At 65.4% G+C, this 10,231-nt stretch carries 6 protein-coding genes and 2 pseudogenes; 3 read left to right on the forward strand and 5 right to left on the reverse strand.

Annotation, left to right across the window (positions count from 1 at the left end; translation table 11 throughout):
* The first annotated feature begins 133 nt into the window (after window positions 1-133).
* Window positions 134-1,018 carry an IS5 family transposase gene (locus FVS66_RS32595; RefSeq protein ID WP_262387334.1) on the forward strand — a complete coding sequence of 295 codons (885 nt, stop codon included), beginning with the start codon at window positions 134-136 and terminating at the stop codon, window positions 1,016-1,018.
* A gap of 365 nt (window positions 1,019-1,383) precedes the next feature.
* The gene (locus FVS66_RS32600; protein WP_262387335.1) at window positions 1,384-1,983 is read left to right on the forward strand and encodes an SMI1/KNR4 family protein; all 600 of its coding nucleotides are present in this window, start codon (window positions 1,384-1,386) and stop codon (window positions 1,981-1,983) included.
* A 60-nt stretch (window positions 1,984-2,043) separates the two neighbouring features.
* Here the strand turns inward: FVS66_RS32600 and FVS66_RS32605 are convergent, their stop codons facing one another.
* The 5 genes and pseudogenes from FVS66_RS32605 to FVS66_RS32625 all read right to left on the reverse strand — a co-directional run bounded on the left by FVS66_RS32605 (window position 2,044) and on the right by FVS66_RS32625 (window position 9,590).
* Window positions 2,044-6,546: a hypothetical protein gene (locus tag FVS66_RS32605; protein WP_262387336.1), complete on the reverse strand. Its 4,503-nt coding sequence runs from the start codon at window positions 6,544-6,546 to the stop codon at window positions 2,044-2,046.
* 17 nt (window positions 6,547-6,563) lie between these two features.
* Window positions 6,564-7,544, reverse strand: a complete 981-nt coding sequence (locus FVS66_RS32610; RefSeq protein ID WP_262387337.1) for a hypothetical protein — start codon at window positions 7,542-7,544, stop codon at window positions 6,564-6,566.
* Between the two features lie 69 nt (window positions 7,545-7,613).
* A pseudogene (locus tag FVS66_RS32615) lies at window positions 7,614-8,009 on the reverse strand (ABC transporter permease); the annotation flags it as partial.
* 382 nt (window positions 8,010-8,391) lie between these two features.
* Window positions 8,392-8,616, reverse strand: a complete 225-nt coding sequence (locus tag FVS66_RS36960; RefSeq protein WP_222947008.1) for a hypothetical protein — start codon at window positions 8,614-8,616, stop codon at window positions 8,392-8,394.
* A gap of 368 nt (window positions 8,617-8,984) precedes the next feature.
* Complete coding sequence (locus FVS66_RS32625) at window positions 8,985-9,590, reverse strand: hypothetical protein (protein ID WP_149184866.1); 606 nt, start codon at window positions 9,588-9,590, stop codon at window positions 8,985-8,987.
* A 452-nt stretch (window positions 9,591-10,042) separates the two neighbouring features.
* On the opposite strand from FVS66_RS32625, the pseudogene FVS66_RS35330 reads away from it, so the two are divergent.
* Window positions 10,043-10,231, forward strand: a pseudogene (locus FVS66_RS35330) (IS5/IS1182 family transposase); the annotation flags it as partial.

The following is a 10,231-nucleotide window of genomic DNA, read 5'->3' on the forward strand; positions in this document are numbered from 1 at the left end:
ACGCTGGGTGGGGTGACAGCTGAGGCGGAATGCGGCTTGCGCCTGTCTCATCCCAAGACGCCGGCAGAGTGTGCTCCTGCCGGTCGCACTGCACGCCTGGGCGCACGCCCCCGAGCGGCGGTATGCCCGAGTCATGGCCGAACGTCGTGCGTATCCGAGTGATCTGTCCGATGCCCGCTGGGAACTGGTCGAGCCGGTGCTGAGCGCCTGGCGGACCGAGCGGCGCCGACGTGCGCTGAACATCGGGCGCCCGCCCGAGCACGAGCTGCGCGAGATCATGAACGCGATCCTGTACGTGGACCGCACCGGAGTGCAGTGGCGCTACCTGCCGCACGACTTCCCGCCCTGGGAAACCGTCTACGGCTACTTCGCCAAGTGGCAGAAGGACGGTGTGTTCGTCCAGCTCAACGGATTGCTGCGGGAGTTGGTGCGCCAAAAGGAGGGCCTCAACGCCCAGCCCTCGGCGTGTGTCATCGACGCGCAGAGCGTGAAGACCTCCGCCAGCGTGCCGGCCGCCGGACAGGGCACGGACGCGGCGAAGAAGATCGTGGGACGCAAGCGGAGCATCGTCACCGACACCCTCGGGCTGCTGCTGGCGGTGCTGGTCACCGCGGCGAGCGTGCAGGACTCCGACGCCGGCCGGATCCTCATCGAACAAGTCGCCGCAGAGCATCCCGCCGTCCGCAAGACCTGGGTCGACGGCGGCTACCGCCGACACCTCGTCGAGCACGCGGCCGCCCTCGGTATCGACATGGAAATCGTCCAACGCAACCCCAGGACCAGGGGTTTCACCCCGCTGCCAAAGCGCTGGACGGTGGAGCGGACCTACGGGTGGCTGATGCTCCACCGCCGCTTGGCCCGCGACTACGAAACCCTGCCCGCCCGCTCCGAAGCCATGATCCACCTCGCCATGACCGACCTGATGGCCCGCCGCCTCACCGGCGTCTTGGCGCGACCCCACAAAGCCACACCAACCGCAGATCCCGGGATGAAACAACGGGAGAAAACGACCTCTTAGACGGCCCCCCGGCCTGGCCACCGCACTCCACCGTGCGCGCAGCAAACAGCCTGATCGTCGACAGCGGCAACTTCTTCGAAGGCTCCTAGTACCCCGTAACGCACGGTGCCGTCGAACAGCGCCTCCTCCTGAGCTGTACGACGTGATCGCACCTGGGCAGCCACGGCTGAACGTACTACACCAGCGCACCCCTGCACCACCGGCCTGTCTGCGCCAACGTCCTCGACGACACGGGCTCCCACCTACATTCCTGGCTATGTCAGCATAGACAGCAGAGGGTGCGGTGTGGGCGTGAACTGGCTGTTGCGCTGGAATTTGCTTGTGACGCAGGGGCAGGATCTTCCCTGCCGCGCGAATGTCCCAGCGTGATCAGTAGATTTTTGATGGAGGTCTGCGTGCCGAGTGATATAGGTGAGTCGTGGCAGCGTGTTGTGTCCTGGCTGCGCGAGTATGCCCCGGTCAGTCACCGTGCTCTGGGGGATGCGGCGAGCGAGGAGGAGATCGCCGCTGTCGAGGAGAAGATAGGTGTTCGGTTCCCGGAGGATCTTCGTGCCTATCTGAAGGTCAACAACGGGACCGTCACCCGGCTCGATGGGTCGAACGGCCTGACGGGCTCCTGCCCGGAAGGCGAGTTCCTCGTCGGCGGATGGGCGCTGCTGCCTCTGTCGAGTATCGAGCGGCTGCATCATCAGATGATGCCTGGTCCGAGCGAGGATGAGGGCTATTGGAGGAAGGAGTGGATCCCTTTCGCCGCCGAGTCTTATGCGTGTGGTGAGATGTATGGCTTCTTCATCGACGCGGAGACAGGTTCGGTGGGGCAGTGGAGTGACGGCGACGTAGAGACCATGGATCTCTTCCCGGATCTGTCGGAATTCTTCGCATCGGTTCTTGAGGATCTGGAGCGAATCCTTGGTCCGGAGGAAACCAGTCAGCGGATCCAAGATGGCTGCGTCACCCTCCACTGAGGCACAAGAGGAAGGCCCCCACGGATGTTCCCGTGGGGGCCTTCCCTGTGTGGGGTTCTGTCAGGGGGTGAACCCGTCGATGTCGACCCAGTAGTCGTCGTCTTCCATCAGCCGCTGTTCACGGATGAATCCGCCGAAGGGCTGCATGGATTGGGTATTCTGCCACCTCGACATGCTGGACCGGCCGCAGGGCTCGTTCCAGACCGGGTCCGGGTAGTCAGGCCGCAGGTGAAGGCTCATGGTGCCGTCGGAGTTGCGCTTAAGGTAAGTCTGCACACACCCGCTGCCATTGGTACTGACTGGGTTCGGGCCAGTCTTGTTGCCCGCGCTCTGGAAAGAGTTGGCGAAGGAGAACTCGTCGCAGGTGATGGAGTCCGTCTTCGCGGTTCCCGCATCGGCGGTCCACAGGTCGCTGAAGAGCCCAGTGCCCTGGTAGGGGTCTCCGGGAACGTCGTATTCGATGAAGTTCGTGGAGCTTTTCGTGCAGATCTTCTCCCGGTTGACGGTCTTCTGGAGGCGGGTACTGCCGGGCACCTTCTTATTGCCGAGGTAGGTGAGCGGCTTGCCGCTGCTGCGCTGACCCCACTTGATGTTGGTCTTGCGCCACATCATGTCGATGTGTGCCGCGGCCCCGGGGAACTTCTTGGAGTTCATGACATACGTCGGCTTGTAGCCGGAGAACACACAGCCGGTACCCGCGTTGGAGACCTCGGAGTCGCAGCGGATGGCCAGCTTGGCGCTCTCGAATTCGGACGGATTCACGACCGAGGTGCTGTTGACCTTACCGCCGAGAGACAAGTACGGGGTGATCGTGTTCTTGGTGGTGCCGCTGGGCGTCCACTTGAACCGCGTAGTGACGGTCCGCAGGAGCCTGTCGCCCTTGGCGAAGGTCTTCGACCCGTTCCAGTCGACGCTGGTGACGTCGCAGTAACCGCGGCACTTGGCCGCGTAGTCGAAGGTGGCGGTGTTCACCGTACCGTCCATCGACTTCAGCCGGATCGTGGTGACCTGCGAGAACTCGGCACTCTTCGGGTCGAGGTAGTACGTGATGTAGAGGTCGAAAGCCGCGCTTCCGACCGGGACGGTGTTCGAGTACTCCGTCATCCCGTAGTCGCTGTGGATACAGGCGGTGGTGCGCTTGCGGCTGAGGGAGTGGTTGACCGTCGAGCATGACGCGGTGCTCGTGGCGGCCATCGCCATCGGCGCCGCCGTGGCAGTGTTTGCCGAGGAGCTGCCGGCCGCGGAGAAGAGGCCGTCGGTGATGTCCTCGTTCGGCTCGACCGGCGCCGGCTCCGGAGCGGTCGGGTCGGCCGTCATGCTGCCGGTGAGCTTCATGCCGTTGAAGGTTCCTGGCACGAAAGCGATGGCGTCGAAGGCGATGTCGGCGTCTCCGGAGCCGCCGTTGAAGTTGTCGAGACGCACTTCGGGGATCTGGTCGCCGAAGGTGTAGGCGCCGAGGCTGACCCACTTGTTGGACTGGTTCGACTTCTGGGAGATAGAGGTGGTCCGTTCCCCGGTCGGGGTCTGGATCCGGTAGACGGCGTTGGTGGTCTGCGCCCCGTGGTCGGGGATGTGCGCGAAGATCTTCGCCTGGCGGGTCGTGTTGGTCAGCGGAGCGTTCAGCTTCCAGATGCCGGTGACCTTCATACGGTTCGCGTTGGCCGGGTAGGACTCCGGCGAGCGGGTGTGCGTGAACCAGAAGTGGTTGCCGTAGCCCGCGCCGATCTGGTGCGTGTCGATCTTCCCCGGATACGTGGTGACAGTGGTCGGGTTGTCCGTACCGTCGTGGGTGAGATCCATCTGAGTGTCCCACGGCACGTAGCTGAGGCTGAACGTGCCGCTCGACTTCACCGCTCCGCAGCCGCGGCTGGTGTCGACTCCCGCGGGGATGGTGCCGTCGGGCAGGTCGTCGACCACCAGGGTGTGCGAGGGCAGGGACCCGATGGAGCAGTTCGGCGGGTACGAGCCGGCATCCGCCTGCTCGCCGTAGGACGTGGTGAAGCGGTGCACACCGTTTCCGCATTCGGCGAGCCGTTCACAGTCCTTCCACTGCTCCTTGGAGATCTCCTCGTGCCACCAGCAGTGCAGCCAGTGCGGGTTGGTGTCGCTGTCGCCCGAGTCGGCGGTGCAGGCGCCCATGCCCTGGTCGTTGGAGTCGTTGTCGCCGATCTTGGACGGGTCGCAGTAGTTCGACCCGTTGCAGAACAGGTCAACCGGCGGCTTGGCGTTGGATCGGTCCGCGTTGGTGGTCCACCACGCGGCGCGGTAGCCGGCCTGGAAGTCGCCGGGCGCGAACATCGCCGAGATCGGGCGCGCCGCCCAGCCGATCACCTTCTCCTGGTACGGCCAGTCCTGCGGGTGCGCGGCGTGGCTGTAGTCGTCCCCGGCGGGGTTGGTGGCGTTCTGCAGGAAGGGGACGCGGTTGGCCTTCCACAGCGGGTTGGCCGGGTTGTTGGTCCAGCCGACGCCCCAGTGGCCCTGGGAGTCCGCGGTGTTGTAGAAGCCGGAGTTGTACGCCCACAGGGCGAAGAACCAGTTCTCGATCCACTTGGGGTGGCCGCCGTTGATCTTCATTCCGGCGTTGTAGGTCTGGTTCCACTTCTCGGACAGGATCCGCACACCGGCGGCGATGTTCGCCGTGTAGTCGAGGGCGACGGCTTCCTGCGCGAGCGTCGACAGAGCGGTCTCGCCCGGCTTGGTCTTGCCCGCCAGGCGCATACCGTCGGTGGCCTGGGTGATGCCGTAACCGCAGTCGGCGTCCGCCCAGTTGATCCGCCAGGGGTCGAGCTGCTCGCCCGAGGCGGCGTAGTCGACACCGTAGTAGTTGCCGATCAGGGAGTTGGCGGTGACACCGGGCACGGCGAAGCGGGTGGCCTGCCACATGTTGGACTCCTGCGCGGTGATGCCGAGCATCACCTGCGCGGGAATGTGCCACCTGTCGGTGACGTCCGGGTCCTCGTTGTCGAGGGTGCCGTTGGGGTCACCGGCGAGCACGGTCGGCGGGAACAGCCCCTGGGGCTGGTAGCCGCCGGTGCCGGTGTTCTTCCAGTTCGGCGACCGGTAGAAGTTCAGCTCGCCGACGACGGCCTGGTCCACGGCCCATTCGACCTGGCGCGGAGTGGGCTGGAACGCCTGCTTCTTCACGTCGTTGCGGGCCACCGCGCAGTAGCGTTCCCCGGTGCCCTCGCTCGGGTTGTCGGCCTGCGCGGTGAGGGCCTGGGTACGGACGGTCTGCGTGGACAGGCCGTCTGCGCTCTTCTTGCCCATGTCCGGGCCGGAGTCGACCGGGCCGCCGGTGGGTAGAGCGGGGGACAGGGCGTGCCCCTGTGCCTCGTCGCCCACGCGGTGCGCGCCGGGGCGCAGGTCGAGAGTTACGGACTTGCCCGAGTCCAGCATGCGCAGGGCCGTACGGGCGGGGCGCGGCTTGGCGGCGTCCTCCGGGTTGACCAGGGTGGTCTTCCCATCGGACCAGGTGGTGGTCAGGGCCGCCTGGGCGTGGCTGGAGATCGCCGCGCCCTTGGGGAGCTTGCCGGGGTTGTGCACCCGCTTGGGCAGGGCCTTGGACGTGGCGTCACCGGTGACGAACACCTCGCCGCGTGCCGAGCGGGTCAGGTCCCAGGCGTGCAGCCCGCCGGAGGCGACGGTGACGGGCTCGGTCTTCTTGCCCTGCCTCACCTTCGTACGGTCCAAGTGCTTGGCCCAGGCGGCCGGCTTGTCGGACGCCTTCTTGTCCAACTCGCGGTCGATGAAGGTGATACCGCCGTCGGCGTCGGCGGTGATCTGGAACGGCACCGTGGTGGTGGACGCCAGGGTCTTCTCGGCCGTGCCGTTGATCCGTACCAGCTTGTTGCCGTGGGCGGCGACGATGCCCGCGTCGGTGGGGATCGCCGAGGTGATCTGGCCGGCGAGCGTGACCGGCTTCGACTTCTTGCCGGTGGCCGCGTCGACGGTGATCAGACGGGTCTGCTGCTTGTCGTCACCGTCATGGGTGAGCTGGGTGAACACCGCCTGATCGCCCTGGCCGCAGCCGGGCGAGAAGTAGGCGAGCGACGACTGGAACGGCAGCTTGGTGACCTCACCCGAGGTCAGGTCGACCACTGCGGTGAAGGCACCGCGCACCATCAGCTCGGGCTTGTTGGTGAACATCCGCGGCGCGTACGAGACGGCCGCGTACTTGCCGGACTCAGTGACGCAGTGGTTGCCGACCCAGGTGTCCGAGGCGAAACCTTCCTCGAACAGACTGGCCACCGTATGGAGTTGGTAGCCGTCCTTCTCCTTGCCCACAAGGAGGTGGAAGCCGGTGCCGTCACCGATCGTGGTGACCGCGGTGTCCGCGGATTTCTCGTAGCCCTTGCCGAGCAGGCCGGCGCGGTCCTTCGCGGGGATCGCGGAGGGCTCCAGGGAGAGCTTCTTCTGCTGCTGGGTGGTGTCGCTCCACCCCTGCGCTGCGCCCTTGGGCGGCTTTGGTTCCTCGGCCTGCGCGGGCAGGCTCAACGGTATCGCCAGCGCGGTGGTAACCGCAAGGGTGATCGGCACGCGCAGGCGGATACGTATCTGTCTCAACTGTGTTACCCCTTTGGTTACTTGACTGCCTTCGCGGCCGCAAGGACCTCGCCCATGCGCTTCTTGATGGCGGCAAGCTGGTCCTTGTTCTCCTCGATCAGCCGCTTCTGGACGGCTGACTCCTCCTTGAACCAGACCTCGATCAGACGGGTCTGCTCTTTGCAGTCGATGTCGTCCAGCGCGAGCTCGATCGCGTTCTTGGTGGTGCCGTCGCCGTCGGCGTAGCCCTGCTCCATCGCCCGGTACGGATCGGCGGCCTTGCGGCCCTTGTCCTTCATGCAGGCCGACCAGCTCTTGAGAGCCTTCTCGACCGGCTTCAGCGGCCGGGACTCGGAGAGGCTTGTCGAGGCGAGCCCGGAGACAAAGCCCGCATCCTCCTCGTTCACCTTGAGCCGCCGCTTCGACCAGCCGGCGCAGCCGCCCTCGTGCAGCTTCTTTCCGTTGTGCTCGGCGCGCGCGGGCTCCGGGACCCTGCCGAAATGGCCGTCGCTGTCCTTGGCACCCTTGGGCGGGGCGAACTCTGGCTTCTTTCGCCCGGTCAGGATCTCCACCTCGATGCCTGAAAGCCCCTCCTCGACGGGTTCGAGGCTCCGGGTCAGCTCCTTCGGCAGCCCGTACCCGTACTTCTGTGCCTGTGCGCGGTCGCTGAGGCCATAACGCCGCTCGATCGAGACGGCGTTGCTGTGGGGCGGCGGGTTCGCGCCGGGACGCGGCAGATCGACGGTCAGCCCGTACTCAGACATGCACCGCGTCTGCAGGGTGCGCAGCGCGGTGTCGACGGCGACCTGATCCGCGTAGGAGGGCAGGTAGGACTCAAGCGGCAGCTCCAGGCCCTTGACCAGTCCGGAAGTGGGCACCTCCGCAGGCCAGTTGGCTTGGTCGATCGGGGCCCTATCCTTCGCCGAGTCGGAGGCCGATCCGGACGAGGCGCAGGCACCGAGCGAGATTGCCGCGAGCATGACAGTGGCGGCGACGGTCGTTCGCCTGAGGACGTGCATGGGTTTTCCTTCTCTACGTGACGTGAGGTAGTCCACGTGCGTGGCGCATGCCGGCCGCGCTCCTTACGCTCAGCGGCGCAGCGCCTCTACCGGCGTGATGCGGAAAGCTCTCCAAGCCGGATACAGGCTGGCCAGCAGACCAGTCGCCAGGCCGATGGCGGGCGCGGTTGTCACCGTCATGGAATGGATGACGGGCGTCCAGTCCCGGGCGATCGCGACTCCAACAACAGTCAGCGTGCCAAGGGAGGTACCAACGAGGCCACCCAGGGCCCCCAAGGTCGCGGATTCCGTGAGGAACTGAGTGGTGATGTGCCGACCGCGTGCTCCCAGCGCACGCCGCAGCCCGATCTCACTCGTGCGTTCCAGCACTGCCATGAGTGTGGTATTGGCGATACCGACGGCTCCAATGAAGAGGCAGATCGCCGCAAGGAGGAGAAAGAGCTGGTCGAGGTCCCCCGTGACCTTGGACCACCGCTGTGACAGTGCGGGGTTCCGTATAGGGATTGGTGAGCAGGACAGGGAAGACGACCATGCCGTCCTCTTCCGCCCGCTGCGGCGCGTACACAGTCACACTGGCGTCGGATATGTCCGCGACGCGCGGGCCGAGCTGCTCCTTCTCCTCGAGCCCGACCGTGTCAGTGGTGATCCGCACGGAGGGGTTGGGTGTCGGCACTGGCGGGTTGTCCAACAGGAAGCCCTCACCCGTGCTGTCCCCAGCCGCGTCCCCCCGATGGCGGCGGCGCCGCCGATCAGAGCGGCCCCTACCTCGACACTGGCTGTCACACGTCCTGCACCGGGCATCAGCGAGCCGCAGCCACGGCCAGGGCCAGAGTGGTCCTGGCCGTGGTCAGCCGAGTACTTCGGTGCTGCTCCTGACAATGGTGACCTGGGGATTGTCCGGAGCCAGCTTGCCGGGGTCGGTGAATGTCAGCTCCGTCGGCCACGACGCGCCCGGATAGACACCTACCGTGCCTGTCTCCATGGAGCGCGTGGCATCGAAACCGCCCGCACCGGTCACCCGTACCTCAACGCGGTACACCATCCGCTTGGTGCCCGTGTTCGTGATGTTCACGGGCACTGTGATCTCGTCGCCGCTTCTCACAGGAGAGAAGACGGCCACGTCTCCTCGCTTCGCGACAGGGTCACCGAAGCCTTCGCTGCCCTGCGCCGGGCCAGGCGTGACCGGAACAGCGCCTGGTACCGCCTCTCGTCGGGCCCGCTCCTTACTCACTTCGTCCTGATCCTCCTGTGATGGCGACGCGGCCGGAGTAGGAGGAGTGGTTTCGGGGAGTGCTGCAGGCTGCTGTACCGAACGGTCTGCCTTAGCGTCTGACGGTGCACCGCAGCCGGTGGACAGAGCGCCGAGTGTAAGGGCCGAGACGAGCACGACGGCTGGTGTGCGGCCAGTTATGAACGAAAGCACGAATTGCTCCGAAGTCCTCAATTGCACCTAATGGTCCACGCGCGGTCGATGAGAGCCGTGCTGGAGGACTTGTAGTCCTTCATGATCCCATAGACCCGGGAGCACCATCCATCCTTCAGACGTACCGGCCCGGCGTATTGAGTGAAGTAGCCCTCGTCCACGCTGCACGGCTTGGAGAGACTGTTGGGGCACAGCTTGAGCTTCATGTACTTGCGTGTTGCGAGATTGTTGTCGAAGACCGCGCAGGTTTCGAACGGCTCGTAGTTTCGCTGATAGGTGTACAGCGTTCCCCACCGGCGTTCGTCCGGAAGCCGCTCAGCATACTGAAGGTAGTAGCCGGACCCACAGAGATTGGATGTGGTCTGCACCGCTTGGCTTGAGGACGCGGCTATCTCTCGAGTTTCTGTAGTAGCCGTGGGGGCGATGGGCACACCCTCGACCGAGGTTATGGAGGCAGCAGGATCCTTTGGGGGGTCGATCAGCGAGCCAGCCGCTGCAACGGTGGAGGGCTTGTCGGATTCCTGCCCTGCGGCAGGTGATGCGTAGCCAGCCGCCAGAAAGCCGATTGCGGCGATACCGACAGCAACACGGCCAGGGCGGGAGCGGGCCAGTCTTCCGATCACTATGTCCCCTCTGCGTAGTGATGGATCTACATCTGGGCACGCGCAATGGACGCTACGTCCGCGCATCTCCACAAAACCACGACGCGCAACACGTGTGAGCTATGTGGCCACCGGTAGGGCTGATTCCCACTCAACCTTGACCTGAACACAACGGGTCGGTCTGTGCGGCCCTCGACAACGGACACCGGGCCGGGCGTCATCTCGAACACTTGCCGCTCCAGGCGTGATGCGTGCTCGGACACGGCAGTTGTAAGTCGTGATCGTTGAGGTGTCCGTGCAGGTCAGCGGGGTGGCTGTGGGTGCGGGAACGGCCACCGTGATCATGAGCGTTTGTGACGACGTTCAATGAGCTCTTCCGATCTTGCCCGGATCGGGTGGTGACGGGGTTCGTGACGCACGAAGCTCCTTGCCCGTTGCGATAGTGCCAACCGTCGCCCGGAGCAAGGAGCTTCGTGGTCACCTATCGTGCCACCCTCGATGTACCTGATGCGCTGGTTTCCTGGCTGGAGGACCTGATCGGCACCCGAAGGTGTGAGACCGGCTCCCCATGGCGGAAGCTGACCTCGCACGCGCAGGCCGTGATGCTGCTGGTGTGGCTCGCCAAGGGCGAGACGTTTGCCCAGCTGGCCGCCCACTTCGGG

Origin of the sequence: Streptomyces sp. TRM49041, assembly GCF_008271805.1 — a bacterium.
In the GTDB taxonomy this organism is placed as follows: domain Bacteria; phylum Actinomycetota; class Actinomycetes; order Streptomycetales; family Streptomycetaceae; genus Streptomyces.